The following is a 20,906-nucleotide window of genomic DNA, read 5'->3' as shown; positions in this document are numbered from 1 at the left end:
TTAATATTGAAAATTCTAACATAAAAGAATTACTAAATGATTGCTTAAAAATCCCAGATAATAATTTTGAAAAAATCAAACAACAAAAGACATATTCCGTAAATAAATTTTAAATCATTAATTGACTTTTAAAAAATTTATTTACGGAATATGTCTATAAAATCAGCAATTGCTGTATTTCAATTTTGAATGGGCAGTGTTCATTTTTTTGTTATATTTTCAACTGCTAAGTAAAATATTTTAAAAACTGCCATATCATTTGGAAAAACTTTTTTATTTCTAATAACTTTTCGTAATTGACTATTAACAGATTCAATAGCATTTGTTGTATAAATCACTCTTTTGATTTCTGCATAATAACTAATAAAAACCATTAAATTATCTCAATTTTTATATCATGATTTAGCAATTTGAGGATATTGTTTATTTCATTTACTTTCAAAAGATTCTAAAGCTTGCATCGCTTGTTCTTCACTACATGCACTATAAATTGGTTTTAAATCTGTAACTAGTGGTTTTCTATGTTTGTATGAAGCACATTTTAAACTATTTCTAATTTGATGAACTATGCATAATTGATGTTCGGTTTTAGGATAAACTAATTGTATTGCTTCTGACATTCCTGTTAAATTGTCACTACAAGCAATAAGAATATCATTTAAGCCTCGATTTTTCATTTCTGTGAAATTAGATAATCAAAACTTAGAACATTCATTTTCACTAATTCATAAGCCTAAAACATCTTTTTTACCTTCTAAATCAACTCCTAGTGCTATATAAACTGATTTGTTAATAATGAGTTTATCTTGTCGTACTTTAACTACTATACAATCAAAATAAACAATCGGATAAACACTTTCTAATGGCCGATTTTGTCATGCTTTAACATCATCAATAACATCATCAGTAATTTGGCTAATAACACTTTCACTAATATCAGCACCATGATATAACTCTTGTAACTGTATTCTAATATCTGATAAAGTCATGCCTTTGGCATATAATGAAAGAACTTGTTGATCAAAACCATCAAATATTCTTTGTCTTTTTGCAACTATTACTGGCTCAAAATTACTATTACGATCTCGTGGTACATTAATCTCAATTTTACCTTGTTGAGTTATTAATTTTTTTGAAGTTATACCATTGCGAGCATTATCACTATTATTATGTTGATTTTTTTCATATCCTAAATAATTTTTAATTTCAGAATTCAACATTTTTTCAACTAATCTTTTTGTTAATTCTTTATATAAGCCTCCCTCTTTAAAAAATGTTGTTAAATCTTCAGTATTTTCTAGTAATAAATCTACTGCTTTTGATATTGGATCATTATTATTAATATTTTGTTTATACATAAGTAACTCACTCTTTCTATTTATTTAATTTTATTTACTAGAATTAATTAAACATAGTTATTTTTGTAAGTTACACAGATTACTAAACATTACCAATATTTTTTTAAAAATTTAAATTTTTATCAAGTTAATATAAAAATAATATTAACAATTTTTGTGTTTGAAATATAAATTTATTTTTAAAGTATTTTTTTAAAAATATTAACTTCTATAATTATTAACACTAAAAAATTTATAAATATTATTATTGACAATTGATTAAATTTATTTACGGAATATGTCTAAAGTAATTTAGATACTAAAGAAAACAAAACTTATAATTTATTTTTTACTTCTATAATTTTTACCCTATATGTTTCTTTAATACCTTTAATATCAACAATATCACCAACAACACAATTCATAATTGATACCGCTAATGGGCACTCATTAGAAATTAATCCTTCAAATGGATTACTTTCAATGCTTCCAACAATTTTAAATTTTTCTTTTGTTTCATTAACAATTTTACCATCTTTAATTTTTACAATTGTTACTCAACTACCAACACGAACTGCTTTGATATTACTATTTTTACGTTGTTTTTGTTCTTCAAGAATAACAGCACTAGTAATAATCGTTTCAAGTTCTTGAATGCGTGCTTCATTTTTGCCTTGCTCTTCACGCGCACTAGTATAATCAGCATTTTCTGATAAATCACCATCAGCCCTAGCTGCTTTTAATCGTTCTTTTATTGATTCACGTTCAACATTAATTCGTTTATATAATTCAGTTTTTAACTTTTCTAAACCTTGTTCTGAAATTATTATTTCTTTATTTTTGTTAATTTCGCTCATTAAATGCCTCCATTTATATAATTTAATATTTTAAAACCATTTACTTTATTAATTTTTCTTCTTTTAATAAAGAAATAATTTCTCATTTAACTTCTTCAAGTTTTTTATCTTCTTCTTTCTCATCCATTTTTGTAATAATAAAAGCAATTTTACTAAAATTTTTTGCTTGTAAACCTAGAAAATTAAGAACTGACTTAGCTTTAACTTTAGTTTCATTACCAGTAAGTTTTACTGATTTCGTAATATCTGCATTATCAGGTAATTTAATGACTTCTACCTCAATATTTTTATACTTACTAATAGCAACTGCAATTTTGGCTATTGGTCGTGCATGTAAACCAATCTTTTTTTCATCATCAATTTGCACAGCATAAATAATAGAATTCATTTTTTTCCTCCAAGATTTCTTAAAAATTTGTATAATATAGTTTATTTATAACATATTTTTTATTTTTTTAAAAAAAATATATAAGGCTTTTATCCCTTTATGTACTATTTTTAAATTTTATCACATAAATGGAGATAAAATCCTATCTAGGAAATTATCCCCCCATGTATCTAAATCAAACACAAAATTATAGTTTCAAAACTAGGTATCTTTATAGGGACTTTCCTAAAAACTGTGTTTTTTAAATAAATTTTAGTTGTAAAATCACTAAGTTACACAGATTACTAAACATTACCAATTTAATTTTGCATATAAATGAATATTGTGTTTTGAAACTTTTATGTGTGTTCGGAAAGTTCGTCGGATGTGTTTTCATGCAGATTCAATCTGGTTTGTTTTTACACCTGTTGATGACACATACCCAACTTCATGATTTACGATTTCATGTTTGTGATAGAAGTTTTTGAAACTTCCATATCCCTTCCAAGAATCCGTAAATAGACAACACCCAGTAGAAATGCGTTTCAATGCAAATCATAAAAGGTTTTTCTCATCTGCTTTTTTCAATACTTTCACAATTAGTTTGTTGCTGGTTTTCTCATAAACTCCAACAATCAATTTTTTAAAAAACAAGGAAGATCCTTGTTTTTTAAAACCTACATGTGAAAGATACATTTCATTCATCTGTGCTGTGCCATCATCAATGAACCCTGCATCTTGATTCCAAATTCTAGTTCTGATTTCATGACCCATTCTTCAAGTTGTTTTATATGTCACACCCAATTCCCTTGCAACATCTGTTGATGGTATACCATGCTTTGTGTTTATTCATCTAAAGATGAGATAAAACCAAGATGTCAAAGGTGTTTGTGACTTGTGAAAAATGGTGTCATGAAGAATACTAAATGTTTGATGACATTTGAAACATCTTATTCTTCTCAAATCAGAAACATTCAAACTAGAAGAAGCACACCTGATACATTTCATTACTTTCAACTTCGCTATATATAGCTAAATAAAGTAATGTTTACTCATATATTGAAAAACAAAATCAATCGCTTTTTTAATATTTGGTCAATAATTTGGTAATATTTTTCTTATATTATGTTTTATAGCAAATCAAAAATGTTCAATTGGATTTAAATTATGAGAATATGGTGGAAGAAATAATAGTTTGCATCCATCATATTCAATTAATTGTTGTGTTAATTTAGATTTATGAAACGTTGCATTATCTAAAACTATAATTTGTCCACGCTTTAATACTCGAATTAGTATATTTTTTACATATGATTCAAAAATTTTACTGTTGCAATGTCCTTCAAATGCTCATAGGGCTTTTAATTTACTTTTATTTAGTGAAACAATTATACTCATTCTTTTTATTTTATATGCGGATTTATTATCAAATAATCTTTTACCTTTTTCAGATCAACCATATTTATAAAATTCATTATCAGCAATTCCAGATTCATCAATATATACTAAATCTTCATTCATTATTTTAGCTATTTCTTTTAAAAAATCTTCTTGTTTATTTTTATCTCTTTGTTCATATAGAAAAGTTTTTTTTATATGTATAATTTAGTTTTTTGAAATAGTTATAAACTGTTTCTTTGGTCATATCACCAAATTTTTCAATTACTTTTTGAACTGTAACATCTTTATTTTGCGCTAAATAATTTTTTAATTCATCTAAATCCTTTATTTTGTGGCTATGTCCTTTTTGGTAATTCAAAATTGGTTTTATATGCCCAGTTTCTTTTTTTCTTTTTCTTCATAAGAATAAAGTCTTTCTAGTAATATTGAACACTTTACAAATTTCTTTAATTTTCATGTTTTTACTTTCATAGGCTTCTATTACTTTTCTTCGTAAGTCTTCACTGTATGGTTTTGGCATAATTTAATCTTCCTAATCTATTTTAAATATTGCTGAATTATACTTTTAAATTCAAAAACTGTTTAAATTACATATTATTATTTTACATTATTTATGAGTAAACATTACTTTAGTTAGCTATATTTCAAACAATCGTTTTCATTTTGAAATATGCTATTGAATTCATTTCAATTCATTTTTTCCTCCACACTAGTACATGTGGGGATAATTTCCATATATAATTTAAATTTTTCTTATTAAAATAATGTCCTAGTAAATATTCAATTTTTTACAAATAAATTTTAATTTTTTTAAAATAAATAAATAAATATGGTATTATTTATTAGTTAAAACATTAATAAGGAGAAAATAACTATGGCAAGAAAATGTGTTTTAAGTGGTATTGGTCCACTAACTGGTAACAACCGTTCGCATGCGATGAACTCTTCTAGAAGAAAATGAAATCCAAACTTACAACCAGTAAAAATTGGTGGAAAAACTTTAATGATTAGTGCTCGTACTTTAAAAACTTTAAAGAAAAATAATGCTTTAGATAATAAAAAATAAAGTTATTTTATCTTTTGAAATATATAAATAAAGAATACTAATAAAAGAAAGAAATACTTTTCTTTTATTTTTTATGTTAAATTAAAAATATTAATAATATAGCCTAGAACCTACATTTTTTATAAAAATGAAATAATTTTTCTAGTTTTTATCAATTATATTGTTATAATACGTGTATGATAAAGAAAACTCTCAGTTGGGTGGATTTATATGCTAAAAAAAATAATTTTGTCATTATTTTGATTAATCACAATGATTAGTATTTTTATCGTAACTTTAGTTAGTCATAAACCCTATTTTATTATGGGCGGTTCAACTTCAGTAGCGCCTTTAATGCATACATTAATGGAAGGCTATCCCGATAATCATAAAGAAGCAGACTTTACTTATAACAGTTTAGGTTCAGATGCAGCAGTAATTCCCGTTAATAAAAATATGTTTGGTATTGGCTGACTTTCAAAAGAATATACAACTCCTAATAATAATTTAATTTCTTTTGTTTTATCAAAAGATGGCATGATTTTAGTTTGTAATTTGCCACAAGATTGCTTAGGTAATAATAAACATCTAAATTTTACACAAGATAAAGTAAAAAAAATGTATTTAACTAAATCTTCTATTTTCTGAAGAGATTTATTTCCACAAAATACTTCAGAACCAAATCAAGGTTGAATCAAACCAACTTGTGACCTCAAAATATTACCTTATACTAGAGAAAATGGTTCAGGAACACGAGATGTTTTTAATGAAAAAGTTCTGGGTGATTCAAAAGCATATTATCCACAATCAATAACTGTTAATTCAAGTACACAAATGTTTAATATGTCTATTGGTGGTGTTGGCTATAGTTCATATTCAGATAAAAAACAATTAGATTCGAATAAACAATTCACTAATATTCATATTGCTAATTGAGAAAATATTGCTCCAAGTTTAGATACCATTAAAAATGGTACTTATCAGTTATCACGACCGTTTACAGGTTTAATAAATAAAAATTTTAAACAAATTAATACTTTAGTTAAATTTCTAAAATTCTTGTTTATTCCTGACTATCCAGGTCATAAAGAATACGTAGTTCCTGCTTTTTCAGAAGCTCAGTACGCACAATCAGCAGTACCATTAACTGACAAATTAAATTATGATTTAAATCGGTGATTAAACAATTTTCCATAAAGGAGTATTAATAAATGAAATCCAAATCTTTTAAAAAGTTTTGACATAAAATAACTTTTAATCATTTTAATAAAAATCATGATCCAAAAAATGTTTTTATTAGTGAACAAAAAAAACATACTTATGATCTGATTGCTAAAATTTGTGTATTGTCTATATCTTCATTAGCACTAATTGCTGCTTCATTATTAATTGGTTTTATTATCGGTCAAACATTTAGTAATATTAGTTTTCTAATTTGATTTAAAATGTTAGGAAATAGTAAATGATTACCTAGTGCTAATAGTTTTGGTATTATTGCCTTTATCGTTGCCACTTTTTGAGTTGCACTATTTTCAATGATACTTGCTATTCCTTTAAGTTTACTAACATCATTATTTATATGTGAATTTTTACCACCAAAATTAAAAAAAACAACATTAACTTTAGTAGAATTATTATCTGGTATTCCTTCAGTTGTTTTTGGTGCTTTTGGTTTAATGACCATTGGTCCTATTTTTGTAAAAATGGGAGCACCAACCAAAGAAAATATGATGACAGCAAGTTTTATTTTATCAATGATGGCATTACCAACAATTATTTCATTATCTGTTAATGCTATTACTCGAGTACCAAAATCTTATCTATATGCATCATTAGCACTAGGTATTAGCAGGACTGACACTAGTTTTAAAGTCATTTTTAAAGCGGCAAAAACCAAAATCATTGGCGCAATAATTTTTGGATTTGGAAGAGTCATCGGCGAAACAATGGCCGTTGTTATGATTGCTGGTAATAGTACTCTAGCTCCAAATTTTGCACATGGTCCACTTGCATTTTTATTTAGTTCAATTTCTACTTTAGCGGGAGTAATTGGACTAGAAATTGGAGAAGCAGTTAGTTCTCAACAAATATCAGCATTATATGGAATTGGTTTATTTTTATTTATTATAGTTTCAATAATTAACTTTATTGTTTTAATAATTTATAAACGTAGTGATAAAAAAGCAAAAGGTCATAAAAAACCACGAAATTATAATTTAAAAAAAATAAATTTATCTGATAATCAACTAATGTTAACTATTAGTAAAAAAACTATTAAAAATCAAGTCAGAAAACACTTTAAAGACTATTTTCGATTATTCTTTATGGGGCTAGCTTGTTTTATTACTATGGGATTAATTATTTGAATTATTGGTGATATTATTATTAATGGTATATTCAACATTAGTGGTAATGCTGGTAGTAGCATTTTCAATTTTAATTTTGCAGCTTTAATTTGAACAACTGGTGATGAAGGTTACTTATCAATTATCACAATGACATGTTTATTGGTATTAACAACAATTACTATTGCTATGCCATTAGGTATTATTGGTGCAATTTATCTTCACGAATATGTCAAAAATAGTTGATTTGCTTCAATATTACGTTTTGTGTTAAATACCTTAGCTTCTACGCCATCAATTATCTTTGGTATGTTTGGATTTACTTTTTTTATTACTTTCTTACAAATAAGTTTCTCAGTAATTTCTGCTAGTTTAACATTAACAATTGTTATTTTACCACTTATTATTAAAGCAGTAGAAGATACATTAAAATCAGTACCTATTGAATATCGCGAAGCATCATTAGCACTAGGTGCTAGTAAATTTGAAACAATAAGAAAAGTAGTTATTCCAGCTGCCATTGGCGGAATTATTACTAGTATGATTTTATCAATGGGTAGAATTATTGGTGAATCAGCACCAGTTTATCTAACATTAGGAAGCACTGTTGCTTTTCCCAATAAAGGTTTCTTAAGTTCAGGACAAACTTTAACAACCCATATTTTATTAGTTAATAAAGAATCAAACGACCCTAATAAATTAGGAATGATGTGCCAAACAGCACTAATAACAGTTATACTAATATTTATTTTAAACTTTATAGCAAAACATTTTGAAAAAAGTTTAACAACAGGAATCGGGGTGAAAACAAAATGCTCAATTGAATTATTAAAAGAAAAAATGAAAGCAAGAAAGAATCAGCGAATAGCAATAAAAAAAGAAAAGTAAATGTAATTAAACCTTACTTTTTAAAAGCGAAAGATAAATTTAAGAAAAAACCAAATAACAAATCAAATAATTTATCAAATATAGAAAATATTCCAAAAAGTAATTATGTTTTTACTATTAAAAATTTAAATTTCTTCTATAATCATGGCAAAAAACAGGCTTTATTTAATATCAATTTAGAAATAAGTCGTAATCAAGTAACCGCTTTTATCGGACCAAGTGGTTGTGGCAAATCAACATTACTACGAACTTTAAATAGAATGAATGATTTAATTGATGATGTTAAAATTAATGGACAAATATTATTTAATAATGAAGATATTTATGAAAATAAAAAAAATATTATTTCATTACGAACTAAAGTTGGAATGGTATTTCAAAAACCTAATCCCTTTCCAATGTCAATTTATGAAAATGTGGCATATGGCCCAAAAAATCAAGGCATTAAAAATAAAAAGATTCTAAATCAAATTGTCGAAGATGCTTTAAAAAAAGCGGCTTTATGAGATGAAGTTGCTCAACACTTATTCGATTCAGCATTATCATTATCAGGTGGACAACAACAACGTTTATGTATTGCTCGTGCTATTGCCCTAAAACCAGAAGTACTATTAATGGATGAACCAACTTCAGCTCTAGATCCGATTGCCGCATCTAAAATTGAAGACTTAATGAATGATTTAAAATCAGACTTTACAATTATTGTTGTTACACATTCAATGCAACAAGCAGCACGAATTTCTGATAAAACTGCCTTTTTCTTAAATGGAGAAGTCATTGAATATAATAATACTAAAAAAATATTTTCACGACCAAAAGATAAAAGAACAGAAGATTATATTACCGGCAGATTTGGTTAAAAATATATATAATTAATTATAGAGAAAGGAGGAAAAAATGAAAATAATTAACCGTAGATTTGATTTAGATATCATAAATTTAAAACAAAACTTATTAACTTTATTAAAAGAAGTAAAAAAAGAACATAAAGACGCTTTAATAGCAATGGAAACACAAGATTTTGACATGTCAAAAAGAATTGTTGAAACCGATAAAGAAATTAGAACAGTCGCTGAAAGTTTAACAATTACTGCAATTTGAAGTATTGCTCAACAAAATCCTTTTGCTACTGACTTACGTACTATTATTGGCTATATGAATATTATTCGTGATTTAGAACGTATTTCAAATTATGCTAAAAATTTATCCAAATTTAATGTCAAATATAAACCAGAAATTAAATTAACATCTCAATTATCAGGATTAATGAAAAAAGTATTTAAAATGATGGATTTAATTGGTGAATCTATAAATGAAAATGATATTAATAAAGCTTATCAAGCAGCAGAATATGATATTGATATTGATAATCGTTTTCGTGAATCAACGAAAAACATTGTCAATATGTTAAAAGTAAACAAAAATAATGATCAACTCTCTCAATATACATCAACAATGCAACAGTTGATGTATATTGAAAGACTAGGTGATCACTTAGTTAACATTTGTGAAACAATAGTATATATTATTAAAGGTAAATTTTATGATTTATCTTCAACAAAAATATATGAATAATTTATCAATCAGTGTTAAAATAATTACTTTTTTGCAATTTTCATTTAAATATTTTTAAGTCATACTTTAATATCATAATACTTATTATTATTTTATTTGGGAGATTGTCAAAAATCAGGAATAAATCAAAATTTATATAGTCTTATTATTTTTTAGACAAGAAATAATTTGGATTTTTATGAAATTATATCTAAATGATATAATTTTTTTAACTTAAATGCAACTAAAATGCTTATTTTTAAAAATTACTAAAATAAATTTAATATTTATACACAACAAAAATTCTTGTTAAAGTATATTTAATAAGTTTTATTTTATTTAGTTGTTTTTTTAAAAAAACAACTAAATTTTTAATTTATAATAATTGTGTCTCTGTATTTATTTTATTACATTTAAAAATAACCATTTTAATATAAATTAAAATATTATATGTTCTATTTCCAAGCATTTCTTTTAAAACATGTCAAATATTTGTTTCAGTATAACAACCAATATTTCACTTTGCACTTTGATTTTCAATACCTTGTTTTGGAATGGCAACCTTTTTTAGGACTGTTTTTTGGTAGACATTTGTGCTTGGTGTTTTATGGGGGTTAAGTAGTTTAGAGTGCTGTGGATTCTTATGTTGTTGTATCAATTGATATAATCAAATAATTCTAATTTTAATTGGATTAATGATGTAAAATTTTTATCATTAATAAACTCTGTTTTGAAAGTTTTGAAAGTTGCTTCAGCAACAGCATTATCATAAGGACAACCTTTTTTTGCTTAAAGAGCGGGTAATATTGAAGGCTAATAAAAGTTTATCAATAGTTGTATTATTAAATTCATTACCGCGATCGCTATGAAATATTTGAATATTTTTTAAACAACGATTTGAGCACATAAATGATTGATATACTAATGATGCATCTTTTTTAGTGCCTACACTATGTCCGATAATTTCGCGATTGTACAGGTCGATTAATAAGCAAATATAGTTTCATTTACCATTAACTTGAACATAAGTTAAATCACTAACAATAGCTTCATTTTTAAGCCTATTATTAAAGTCTCTATTAACAAGATTAGTAATTTGACTATCATTGACTTTATTATGATAATTTTTGTAAGATAATTTAGTGTATTTTGATATTAAATTATGTTTATTCATAATTTTTTTAATTTTTCGGTAATGTTTAGTAATCTGTGTAACTTACAAAAATAACTATGTTTAATTAATTCTAGTAAATAAAATTAAATAAATAGAAAGAGTGAGTTACGTATGTCTAAAAAAATATTAATAATAATGATCCAATATCAAAAGCAGTAGATTTATTATTAGAAAATACTGAAGATTTAACAACAGTTTTTAAAGAGGGAGGTTTATATAAAGAATTAACAAAAAGATTAGTTGAAAAAATGTTGAATTCTGAAATGAAAAATTATTTAGGATATGAAAAAAATCAACATAATAATAGTGATAATGCTCGTAATGGTATAAATTCAAAAAAATTAATAACCCAACAAGGTAAAATTGAGATTAATGTACCACGAGATCGTAATAGTAATTTTGAGCCAGTAATAGTTGAGGCTTTTTAAAAATCTGTGTATCTTTTTACAAAGTTACTAGTTTAGATTAATTCTATCTTCAAATTTTATCATAAAATGAGCAATTGCTGTATTTCAATTTTGAATGGGTATTGTTCATTTTTTTGTTATATTTTCAATTGCTAAGTAAAATATTTTAAAAACTGCCATATCATTTGGAAAAACTTTTTTATTTCTAATAACTTTTCGTAATTGACTATTAACAGATTCAATAGCATTTGTTGTATAAATCACTCTTTTGATTTCTGCAGGATAACCAATAAAAACCATTAAATTATCTCAATTTTTATATCATTATTTAGCAATTTGAGGATATTGTTTATTTCATTTACTTTCAAAAGATTCTAAAGCTTGCATTGCTTGTTCTTCACTACATGCACTATAAATTGGTTTTAAATCTGTAACTAGTGATTTTCTATGTTTGTATGAAACATATTTTAAACTATTTCTAATTTGATGAACTATGCATAATTGATGTTCGGTTTTAGGATAAACTGATTGTATTGCTTCTGACATTCCTGTTAAATTGTCACTACAAGCAATAAGAATATCATTTAAGCCTCGATTTTTCATTTCTGTGGAATTAGATAATCAAAACTTAGAACCTTCATTTTCACTAATTCATAAGCCTAAAACATCTTTTTTACCTTCTAAATCAACTCCTAGTACTATATAAACTGATTTGTTAATAATGCGTTTATCTTGTCGTACTTTAACTACTATACAATCAAAATAAACAATCGGATAAACACTTTCTAATGGCCGATTTTGTCATGCTTTAACATCATCAATAACATCATCAGTAATTTGACTAATAACACTTTCACTAATATCAGCGCCATGATATAACTCTTGTAACTGCATTCTAATATCTGATAAAGTCATGCCTTTGGCATATAATGAAAGAACTTGTTGATCAAAACCATCAAATCTTCTTTGTCTTTTTGCAACTATTACTGGCTCAAAATTACTATTACGATCTCGTGGTACATTAATCTCAATTTTACCTTGTTGGGTTATTAATTTTTTTGAATTTATACCATTACGAGCATTTTCACTATTATTATGTTGATTTTTTTCATATCCTAAATAATTTTGCATTTCAGAATTCAACATTTTTTCAACTAATCTTTTTGTTAATTCTTTATATGAACCTCCCTCTTTAAAAACTGTTGTTAAATCTTCAGTATTTTCTAGTAATAAATCTACTGCTTTTGATATTGGATCATTATTATTAATATTTTGTTTTTTAGACATACGTAACTCACTCTTTCTAGTTATTTAATTTTATTTACTAGAATTAATTAAACATAAGACATATTCCTTAAATAAATTTTTTAAAAGTCAATTAATAATTTAAAATTTATTTTATAATTTCTTTATTAATAAATTAATAAGGTGTTGATAAAAATGAATTTTGAAAATTTAAAAAAATTAAAAAATGAACAATTTTATAGATATTTTGGTATAAAACGTTTTCATTTTGATGAAATGTTAACAAAATTAATTGAAATAGAAAATTTAAAAAAAACTAAAGGTAGAAAATATAAACTTTCAGTTGAAGAAAGATTGATGATGACTTTAGTATACTGAAAAGAATATTATACTTTTTTCCAAATGAGTATTAAATATAAAATGAGTGCATCAAGTTGTTTTCGAAATATTACTTGAGTAGAAAATAAACTTAGTGATGACAAAGATTATCAGTTTTTAAAAACAAAATATAAATCAAAAATTGAGAAAAAACAAGAAGATTTAAATGAATTTCAATTTTATTTAATTGATTCAACTGAAATTGAAATTGAAAGATCAACTAAAAAAACTACAGTTAGAATATTTTTCTGGTAAAAGTTGAATGTTTTCTATAAAATTTCAAATTATATATGACTTTTTAATAAAAAAATTGTTGATATTTTTGCTGATAATGGAAAAGTACATGATTTTCAAATATTAAAAAATTCAAATCTTGAATTTTCAGAAAAAACAATAATTATTGGTGATTTGGGATATCAAGGAATACAAAATATTTATAAAAATACTATATTACCAATTAAAAAAACTAAAAATAAAAAATTAACTAAACAAGAAAAAATCTACAATAAAATTATTTCAAAAATTATAATTAAAGTTGAACATGTTTTTGCTTGATTAAAAAGATTCAAAATTTTAATAAATAAATGTAGAAAAAGTATATTTAGACTTATGTACTTAAGATTTAACTTACTTTGTGAAATTTTTAATAAAACAAAACCATTAAAATAAAAAAATATTAGGTAATGTTTAGTAATCTGTGTAACTTACAAAAATAACTATGTTTAATTAATTCTAGTAAATAAAATTAAATAAATAGAAAGAGTGAGTTACGTATGTCTAAAAAAATATTAATAATAATGATCCAATATCAAAAGCAGTAGATTTATTATTAGAAAATACTGAAGATTTAACAACAGTTTTTAAAGAGGGAGGTTTATATAAAGAATTAACAAAAAGATTAGTTGAAAAAATGTTGAATTCTGAAATGCAAAATTATTTAGGATATGAAAAAAATCAACATAATAATAGTGAAAATGCTCGTAATGGTATAAGTTCAAAAAAATTAATAACTCAACAAGGTAAAATTGAGATTAATGTACCACGAGATCGTAATAGTAATTTTGAGCCAGTAATAGTTGCAAAAAGACAAAGAATATTTGATGGTTTTGATCAACAAGTTCTTTCATTATATGCCAAAGGCATGACTTTATCAGATATTAGAATGCAGTTACAAGAGTTATATCATGGTGCTGATATTAGTGAAAGTGTTATTAGTCAAATTACTGATGATGTTATTGATGATGTTAAAGCATGACAAAATCGGCCATTAGAAAGTGTTTATCCGATTGTTTATTTTGATTGTATAGTAGTTAAAGCACGACAAGATAAACGCATTATTAACAAATCAGTTTATATAGCACTAGGAGTTGATTTAGAAGGTAAAAAAGATATTTTAGGTTTATGAATTAGCGAAAATGAAGGTTCTAAGTTTTGATTATCTAATTTCACAGAAATGAAAAATCGAGGCTTAAATGATATTCTTATTGCTTGTAGTGACAATTTAACAGGAATGTCAGAAGCAATACAATTAGTTTATCCTAAAACCGAACATCAATTATGCATAGTTCATCAAATTAGAAATAGTTTAAAATGTGTTTCATACAAACATAGAAAATCACTATTTACAGATTTAAAACCAATTTATAGTGCATGTAGCGAAGAACAAGCAATGCAAGCTTTAGAATCTTTTGAAAGTAAATGGAATAAACAATATCCTCAAATTGCTAAATCATGATATAAAAATTGAGATAATTTAATGGTTTTTATTAGTTATCCTGCAGAAATCAAAAGAGTGATTTATACAACAAACGCTATTGAATATGTTAATAGTCAATTACGAAAAGTTATTATAAATAAAAAAGTTTTTCCAAATGATATGGCAGTTTTTAAAATATTTTACTTAGCAATTGAAAATATAACAAAAAAAATGAACAATGCCCATTCAAAATTGAAATACAGGAATTGCTCATTTTATGATAAAATTTAAAGATAGAATTAATCTAAACTAGTAACTTTGTAAAAAGATACACATATTTTTAAAAAGCCTCCCAAATTATTGACCAAATATTAAAAAAGCTATTGATTTTGTTTTTCAAGATATGAGTAAACATTACTTTAGTTAGCTATATTTGTATGTAAATATTTTTTTAATAATTGTTTTCTTTCGTATCTTCATTGATTACTTCCTATTTCATTTTTAGATAAAGTTTTATATTCTTTTAATTTAAAAAATCCCTTTTCTAATCTATTAATAAAATTAATAGATTTTTGTACATTAATATTATTTGGATAAATTACACTAGTATCTTGTGAACCATAATATTTACCTTTTTTTGCTAATTCACTTTTAACATATTTTCTTAATTCACTTGGCAATCATTTTCTATTTCAAAATTTTCAAAATATAGTTCCAGAACCAGTACCATTTTTACCTTTTGCTTGTGTCATTAATATTCATATTTCTTGTGAAAATGCTGGATAAGTATAAGGGCCATATCATATTTGTTTTTTATCATTATCACTTTGAAATAATGTTGTTAAAGTTCCAATTTTTAAATTTTTATTATCAACAATAAATTTTACTTTTTTAAATCATGAACTTGATAATACTTCTCATGCATTATCTGGTATTTCTTCTTCATTTTCTTTAAATAAATTATTAAATTTATTTACATAATTTTTAACTGTTCTAATTTCTGTTGACATAATAGATTTTTTAAAACTATTTATTGGATTTTTAAATTTATTAATTTCATGTTGAAGTATACTTAATTCACTTGGTTTTAATATACTTATTAATTTTTTAATTATATTTGGATTTAAAAATGAATAAGGTTGATGTATTTCATTTTCATTAACATTTTCACTATCAAATACTGCTTTTAATGATTGATTTTTATAATAATTTTTTAAAGCATTTATTAACGCTAATTTAATATCATTACTTGCTAATGCATAATATATTCATTCAATAATTATAGGAAAAATTATAAAATCATATGATTATAATCTCAAGTTAATGAACCATTATCATCATTTAATGGTACTTCGCTCATATTATCACTACCATATTTACTATTTGTTTCACTATTAATTTAAAAACTATTATCATTGATTAACTGTGCTGTTTCATTTGTAAAAATTGTTTCTTGCGTTTCTAAATCAAATTTTCTTTCCATAGGTAATAAATTATTAATAATTTCACTTGCACCAGCAACAATAGTTGGAATGGCATAAGCATTATTAAAATCATTATTTATACCCATTGCTACACCACTTGATATTAAACAACCACCAGTTGCCATATTTGCTATTTTACGTATAGTTTCAAATCTATTTGGGATTAATTCAGTTAATCAACTAATAAGATTTGAAATACCATAAGCATTTAATGAAATATAGCTAACTAAAGTAATGTTTACTCATAAATAATGTAAAATAATAATATGTAATTTAAACAGTTTTTGAATTTAAAAGTACAATTCAGCAATATTTAAAATAGATTAGGAATATTAAATTATGCCAAAACCATAAAGTGAAGACTTACGAAGAAAAGCAATAGAAGCCTATGAAAGTAAAAACATGAAAATTAAAGAAATTTGTAAAGTGTTCAATATTACTAGAAAGACTTTATTCTTATGAAGAAAAAGAAAAAAAGAAACTGGGCATATAAAACCAATTTTGAATTATCAAAAAGGACATAGCCACAAAATAAAGGATTTAGATGAATTAAAAAATTATTTAGCGCAAAATAAAGATGTTACAGTTCAAAAAGTAATTGAAAAATTTGGTGATATGACTAAAGAAACAGTTTATAACTATTTCAAAAAACTAAATTATACATATAAAAAAACTTTTCTATATGAACAAAGAGATAAAAATAAACAAGAAGATTTTTTAAAAGAAATAGCTAAAATAATGAATGAATATTTAGTATATATTGATGAATCTGGAATTGATGATAATGAATTTTATAAATATGGTTGATCTGAAAAAGGTAAAAGATTATTTGATAATAAACCCGCATATAAAATAAAAAGAATGAGTATAATTGGTTCACTAAATAAAGGTAAATTAAAATCCCTATGAGCATTTGAAGGACATTGCAACAGTAAAATTTTTGAATCATATGTAAAAAATATACTAATTCCAGTATTAAAGCGTGGACAAATTATAGTTTTAGATAATGCAACGTTTCATAAATCTAAATTAACACAACAATTAATTGAAAATGCTGGATGCAAACTATTATTTCTTCCACCATATTCTCCTAATTTAAATCAAATTGAACATTTTTGATTTGCTATAAAACATAATATAAGAAAAATATTACCAAATTATTGACCAAATATTAAAAAAGCGATTGATTTTGTTTTTCAAGATATGAGTAAGCATTACTTTAGTTAGCTATAGATATGCTAGAAAAAGCACCACTTAAACCCAATAAACTTATTGCACTATCATCATACATTCTACGAATATTAGGATTTTGATCACCTGTAAATAAAGGAGACATTTTAAAAACTTCTTTCGTATATAATAATATTTTTTTAAGTCGCTACTTTTTATAGTCGCATATATTATTTAACCTAAAAAGGTATGAAAAAATAATAGCATGTGTTTTATAACTTGTCTATATTTTTTTAATTTTTTTAATACAAAATTAGTTATAAAAGTAATTTTGTATTATTAATTTTTATCTTTTCAAAAAGGAACTAAAAATTTATTAATTAACTATTAGTAGTAAAAATAAAAGTTAAACCTTCATATTTATTACCAAAATCAATATCCTTTGAATTTTTACCCTCCAATCCAATTTTTATATAATCATAATATTTATCACCAATTTTTTTATTACCAGAAAGAGCAATAACATTATTATATCCACCAGCATTTAACAAATATGGTGTAAAATTATCAAAAGTTAACCAAGTAACGGGTTTTTTTGGAATAAAATTTAACAGTGGAACTAAAATATTGCCAAGTAAAGGGTTTTTCACTTCTTCAGAAGGAATTGACTCTTGAAATGATTTTCAAAAATTTTCAGCTGCATCTGAATTATTTCTTAAATATTGTTCTTTTTGATTTTTTTCTTCTCTTTTAAAAGTAGCACCAGCAGTAACTAAATTATTATAAAATCTACCACTATCCTTTTTATTAATTGATAAATATTGCGTTCCATTAACTAATGGTTCTAATTTTTCATTTATATAATCTTGTAATAGACTAAAATTAGCATCAAAACTACAATCTTTTACTGCAGAATTATTATAAACAGTTAAATGAATTTTAATGTTAGTACTATTAATTTTTTTTATTTCATCTTGACCATTAGTAATTTCATAAGTAATATTACTAAAATCTTCTGGAGTAGTATTAAACAAGTTCCAAATATTGTCTTCAATTAATTTTTTAAAATCAGAAACATGAGTTTTATTTTCGGGTTTTAAAAAATTAGTAAAATTGGGATAAGTATTATTAGCAATTAAATTTGCAGCATCAGCTAATAATTGCTGATAATCAACTGATGAATTGTGAAAAACATCACATGCACTAATATTAATACTAGTAATACTAGTAAATGTAAAAACACTTATAATTTTTAATATTTTTTTCATAATAAACCTCCTTAGATAATCACTACTTTTTCAGTATTATCTTCAAATTTTTCTTTTTTGTATTAATAATTCTATTTTTAATTTGTGAAATTTCAGCGCGATCTGTTATTTCATAAAATAAATGATAATAAATATATTTCAACTCACTAACTTTAATATTTTGTTTTTCAACAAATATTAGAAATTGATAAATTTCATTTAAAAGTTCAAATATTTTATTTTTTTCTTCATTAGTTAATACTTTTTGTTTTAATTCATTTCGAATAATTATTGGCGCTTCTTTAACAAATAAAAAATCACTAATGATATTTTTATAATCTCAATTATAAAATATTTTAAAATCATCAACTTTGGTTTTAACATCTTTAATATTTTTTAAAATAGTTTTAACATCGTTTTTAACTAAACTTTGAATAAAGACTGCTAATATTAATGCTAAAGAACTAGCGGGAATAAAGTACTTTAAAAATTGATCAATATTAATATCACCCTTAGTAAAAATCAAAATTGAATTTTTTACAATTAAATATAAAACTTCAAAACCTAAAATAATAAATAATGATCGTTTTTCTATATCTTTTCATCAAGGATTACCAAGAATCTGATTTTTTTCTTCTAATATTTTTTCTAAAATAATATAAATAATAAAATAACAAAATCAATAAGTTAAAACAAATAATGTGGTAAAAACATTAGTAAAACAAAAAATATAAGTAATGTTTTTAGCAACATTTAATACTAATAAAGTTTTAAAAATAAAGAAATTATTTTCAAAATTTGAAATTACCTTATATTTATTTTCAATATATTTTTTCATTCAACATCTGATTTGAATAAATATTAAAGTATTACTTGCAATACAACTACTAAAAATAGCAATATATAAATAAGTTTTTAAAGTAATAATAGTTTCATCAGTAATACTAGCATTATTAAAAAAATCAAATGTTAAAATTTTATTAAAAATACTACTTTTAACTTCTCATAAAATTGCACAAATAATCAAACAAATTGTTAACAATATTCATAAGATCGTCTGCATCAAATATTTATTGTTAAATCATTTTCAACTTGATTTTAATAATTGATAGTTATTCATAATTTTATCTACCTTATTTTTAAATTATTGTAAAGTAATTTATATAAATTATTATTATAATTGTAAGCTATTAACTCACATTTGTGCTTGCGTTAAATTTAAAATATCTTTACTAATCATTGCTAATAATTTATTAATAAACTTTTCAAGATTAGTAGTAGTGGGTAAAACCATCAATTTTCCTTTTCCATCATTATAAGGATTTTTTCCTAATTCATATTTTCAACTTAATATTAATTGTTCATTTTCTATGTGAATAACTGGTAAATCCTTATTTCCTAAACTATAAGCAAATTCATTAAGTAAATTCATTACTTTTGGTTCTAAAATTAATCTTAATTTAATTTGATTATCACATTTTACTTCAAATAAATCTTCAAATAAATGTGATTCTAATTGAACTTTCTTTTTACTACGAAATTTTTTTGAAAATATATTACGTGGTGTTAATGTCATTGTAAAATTATTATTCCTAATAATAGTTGTGTAATAAACAAAACGTGTATAATAACAAGTAATTTTTTCTGTTTCAATAACTTGAGCAGCACTATTATATCCAGAACTTGTTTCATACATAACTTTTTGATTAATGATACTTCCATAGTTAAAATTTTGACCATTAATACTTCCTATCATTACTTGTTCGCAATAATTATAATAATTAGGTTGTTCATCTAAAGGTAAATTGCCTTGTGGTTCAATTGTTCAATAATCACTAATAGTTGTTAAATTCATTTGTGAATTATTATCTTTAATAACTCATTGATAATAGTTAATAATTGGTAATTCTTCTATTAATTTTTCATGAATTTTAGTTTTTAATACAAAACTCTGTACTAATAAAAAACATCCAACAATGAATCCAATAATACTAATAATGGTAAATGGTTTTTTAATAAATGATGATTTGTTAAAACCAATACTAGCACCAATAGCAACTAGAGTAATAATGATAGTAATAATTCATAAACGATTATTTATTAATTTAATTCATCAATGATTACTACTATTATTATAGTCAGTATGAATATTATTAACAATCTCATTTACAACTTTTGGTGATAAATTATGTTTCATAATTATTCCATTCTTTTTTAATTCTTAATATAGTTTATAACTAATTTTGTTTTATAAAAAATAGAAAAAGACTAACTATAGATGTAATAATCTATTTAGAATTATAAAAGCCTA

Annotated in this window: 22 protein-coding genes and 2 pseudogenes; 10 read left to right on the top strand and 14 right to left on the bottom strand. The window is 23.7% G+C overall.

Going from position 1 to position 20,906, the window contains the following annotated elements; translation table 4 throughout:
* Positions 1-137: 137 nt before the first annotated feature.
* From ABWV63_RS06525 to ABWV63_RS06500, 6 genes are all read right to left on the bottom strand, one after another.
* Positions 138-1,358, bottom strand: coding sequence for an IS256 family transposase (locus ABWV63_RS06525; protein WP_353305690.1), 1,221 nt, complete (start codon positions 1,356-1,358; stop codon positions 138-140).
* 314 nt (positions 1,359-1,672) lie between these two features.
* Complete coding sequence (gene greA, locus ABWV63_RS06520) at positions 1,673-2,194, bottom strand: transcription elongation factor GreA (protein WP_353305689.1); 522 nt, start codon at positions 2,192-2,194, stop codon at positions 1,673-1,675.
* A 40-nt stretch (positions 2,195-2,234) separates the two neighbouring features.
* Complete coding sequence (locus ABWV63_RS06515) at positions 2,235-2,582, bottom strand: HPr family phosphocarrier protein (protein ID WP_353305688.1); 348 nt, start codon at positions 2,580-2,582, stop codon at positions 2,235-2,237.
* Positions 2,583-2,873: 291 nt separating this feature from the next.
* On the bottom strand, positions 2,874-3,569 hold the full coding sequence (locus ABWV63_RS06510; RefSeq protein ID WP_353305687.1) for an IS1595 family transposase: 696 nt from the start codon (positions 3,567-3,569) through the stop codon (positions 2,874-2,876).
* A 24-nt stretch (positions 3,570-3,593) separates the two neighbouring features.
* Complete coding sequence (locus ABWV63_RS06505; protein WP_353305686.1) at positions 3,594-4,082, bottom strand: IS630 family transposase; 489 nt, start codon at positions 4,080-4,082, stop codon at positions 3,594-3,596.
* Between the two features lie 40 nt (positions 4,083-4,122).
* Positions 4,123-4,482 carry an IS630 transposase-related protein gene (locus ABWV63_RS06500; protein WP_353305685.1) on the bottom strand — a complete coding sequence of 120 codons (360 nt, stop codon included), beginning with the start codon at positions 4,480-4,482 and terminating at the stop codon, positions 4,123-4,125.
* Positions 4,483-4,836: 354 nt separating this feature from the next.
* Here ABWV63_RS06500 and rpmB point away from each other — a divergent pair, with 354 nt between their 5' ends.
* The 5 genes from rpmB to phoU all read left to right on the top strand — a co-directional run bounded on the left by rpmB (position 4,837) and on the right by phoU (position 9,815).
* Positions 4,837-5,028, top strand: a complete 192-nt coding sequence (gene rpmB / locus ABWV63_RS06495; RefSeq protein WP_353305684.1) for a 50S ribosomal protein L28 — start codon at positions 4,837-4,839, stop codon at positions 5,026-5,028.
* Between the two features lie 210 nt (positions 5,029-5,238).
* Positions 5,239-6,204, top strand: coding sequence for a substrate-binding domain-containing protein (locus ABWV63_RS06490; RefSeq protein ID WP_353305683.1), 966 nt, complete (start codon positions 5,239-5,241; stop codon positions 6,202-6,204).
* Between the two features lie 14 nt (positions 6,205-6,218).
* Positions 6,219-8,240 (top strand): phosphate ABC transporter permease subunit PstC, encoded by a 2,022-nt coding sequence (gene pstC, locus ABWV63_RS06485; RefSeq protein ID WP_353305682.1) that lies wholly within the window; start codon positions 6,219-6,221, stop codon positions 8,238-8,240.
* On the top strand, positions 8,165-9,100 hold the full coding sequence (gene pstB, locus ABWV63_RS06480; RefSeq protein WP_353305681.1) for a phosphate ABC transporter ATP-binding protein PstB: 936 nt from the start codon (positions 8,165-8,167) through the stop codon (positions 9,098-9,100). Before pstC ends, pstB begins: the two co-directional genes overlap by 76 nt.
* A gap of 37 nt (positions 9,101-9,137) precedes the next feature.
* Positions 9,138-9,815 carry a phosphate signaling complex protein PhoU gene (gene phoU / locus ABWV63_RS06475; RefSeq protein WP_353305680.1) on the top strand — a complete coding sequence of 226 codons (678 nt, stop codon included), beginning with the start codon at positions 9,138-9,140 and terminating at the stop codon, positions 9,813-9,815.
* 546 nt (positions 9,816-10,361) lie between these two features.
* Here phoU and ABWV63_RS06470 read toward each other — a convergent pair.
* Together ABWV63_RS06470 and ABWV63_RS06465 are read right to left on the bottom strand one after the other, a co-directional pair.
* The gene (locus ABWV63_RS06470; protein WP_353307204.1) at positions 10,362-10,514 is read right to left on the bottom strand and encodes an IS3 family transposase; all 153 of its coding nucleotides are present in this window, start codon (positions 10,512-10,514) and stop codon (positions 10,362-10,364) included.
* Positions 10,515-10,557: 43 nt separating this feature from the next.
* On the bottom strand, positions 10,558-10,968 hold the full coding sequence (locus ABWV63_RS06465) for a DDE-type integrase/transposase/recombinase (RefSeq protein ID WP_353305679.1): 411 nt from the start codon (positions 10,966-10,968) through the stop codon (positions 10,558-10,560).
* A gap of 125 nt (positions 10,969-11,093) precedes the next feature.
* Between ABWV63_RS06465 and ABWV63_RS06460 the strand changes: the two genes are divergently transcribed.
* On the top strand, positions 11,094-11,396 hold the full coding sequence (locus ABWV63_RS06460) for a transposase (RefSeq protein ID WP_353307203.1): 303 nt from the start codon (positions 11,094-11,096) through the stop codon (positions 11,394-11,396).
* 27 nt (positions 11,397-11,423) lie between these two features.
* Here ABWV63_RS06460 and ABWV63_RS06455 read toward each other — a convergent pair.
* Positions 11,424-12,662: pseudogene (locus ABWV63_RS06455) on the bottom strand (IS256 family transposase).
* A 153-nt stretch (positions 12,663-12,815) separates the two neighbouring features.
* Here ABWV63_RS06455 and ABWV63_RS06450 point away from each other — a divergent pair.
* From ABWV63_RS06450 to ABWV63_RS06440, 3 genes and pseudogenes are all read left to right on the top strand, one after another.
* Positions 12,816-13,253 carry a transposase family protein gene (locus ABWV63_RS06450; RefSeq protein ID WP_353305678.1) on the top strand — a complete coding sequence of 146 codons (438 nt, stop codon included), beginning with the start codon at positions 12,816-12,818 and terminating at the stop codon, positions 13,251-13,253.
* Between the two features lie 3 nt (positions 13,254-13,256).
* Positions 13,257-13,667, top strand: coding sequence for a transposase family protein (locus tag ABWV63_RS06445; RefSeq protein WP_353305677.1), 411 nt, complete (start codon positions 13,257-13,259; stop codon positions 13,665-13,667).
* Positions 13,668-13,785: 118 nt separating this feature from the next.
* Positions 13,786-15,007, top strand: a pseudogene (locus ABWV63_RS06440) (IS256 family transposase).
* Between the two features lie 106 nt (positions 15,008-15,113).
* Here the strand turns inward: ABWV63_RS06440 and ABWV63_RS06435 are convergent.
* The gene (locus ABWV63_RS06435; protein ID WP_353305676.1) at positions 15,114-15,704 is read right to left on the bottom strand and encodes a hypothetical protein; all 591 of its coding nucleotides are present in this window, start codon (positions 15,702-15,704) and stop codon (positions 15,114-15,116) included.
* Positions 15,705-16,093: 389 nt separating this feature from the next.
* A complete protein-coding gene (locus tag ABWV63_RS06430) occupies positions 16,094-16,303 on the bottom strand; it encodes a hypothetical protein (protein ID WP_353305675.1) in 210 nt (69 codons plus the stop codon).
* Positions 16,304-16,580: 277 nt separating this feature from the next.
* Between ABWV63_RS06430 and ABWV63_RS06425 the strand changes: the two genes are divergently transcribed.
* On the top strand, positions 16,581-17,405 hold the full coding sequence (locus ABWV63_RS06425; RefSeq protein WP_353305674.1) for an IS630 family transposase: 825 nt from the start codon (positions 16,581-16,583) through the stop codon (positions 17,403-17,405).
* Positions 17,406-17,728: 323 nt separating this feature from the next.
* Here ABWV63_RS06425 and ABWV63_RS06420 read toward each other — a convergent pair whose 3' ends face one another.
* The 3 genes from ABWV63_RS06420 to ABWV63_RS06410 are packed head-to-tail and all read right to left on the bottom strand — an operon-like array spanning position 17,729 to position 20,792.
* Positions 17,729-18,616 carry a hypothetical protein gene (locus ABWV63_RS06420; protein ID WP_353305673.1) on the bottom strand — a complete coding sequence of 296 codons (888 nt, stop codon included), beginning with the start codon at positions 18,614-18,616 and terminating at the stop codon, positions 17,729-17,731.
* Positions 18,617-18,638: 22 nt separating this feature from the next.
* Complete coding sequence (locus ABWV63_RS06415) at positions 18,639-19,715, bottom strand: hypothetical protein (RefSeq protein WP_353305672.1); 1,077 nt, start codon at positions 19,713-19,715, stop codon at positions 18,639-18,641.
* A 54-nt stretch (positions 19,716-19,769) separates the two neighbouring features.
* Positions 19,770-20,792: a DUF3137 domain-containing protein gene (locus ABWV63_RS06410; RefSeq protein ID WP_353305671.1), complete on the bottom strand. Its 1,023-nt coding sequence runs from the start codon at positions 20,790-20,792 to the stop codon at positions 19,770-19,772.
* Between the last annotated feature and the right edge of the window lie 114 nt (positions 20,793-20,906).

The sequence above is a fragment of the Spiroplasma ixodetis genome, assembly GCF_040369795.1.
In the GTDB taxonomy this organism is placed as follows: domain Bacteria; phylum Bacillota_I; class Bacilli_A; order Mycoplasmatales; family VBWQ01; genus Spiroplasma_E; species Spiroplasma_E ixodetis_B.
This window is presented reverse-complemented; position numbering and strand designations above follow the sequence as displayed.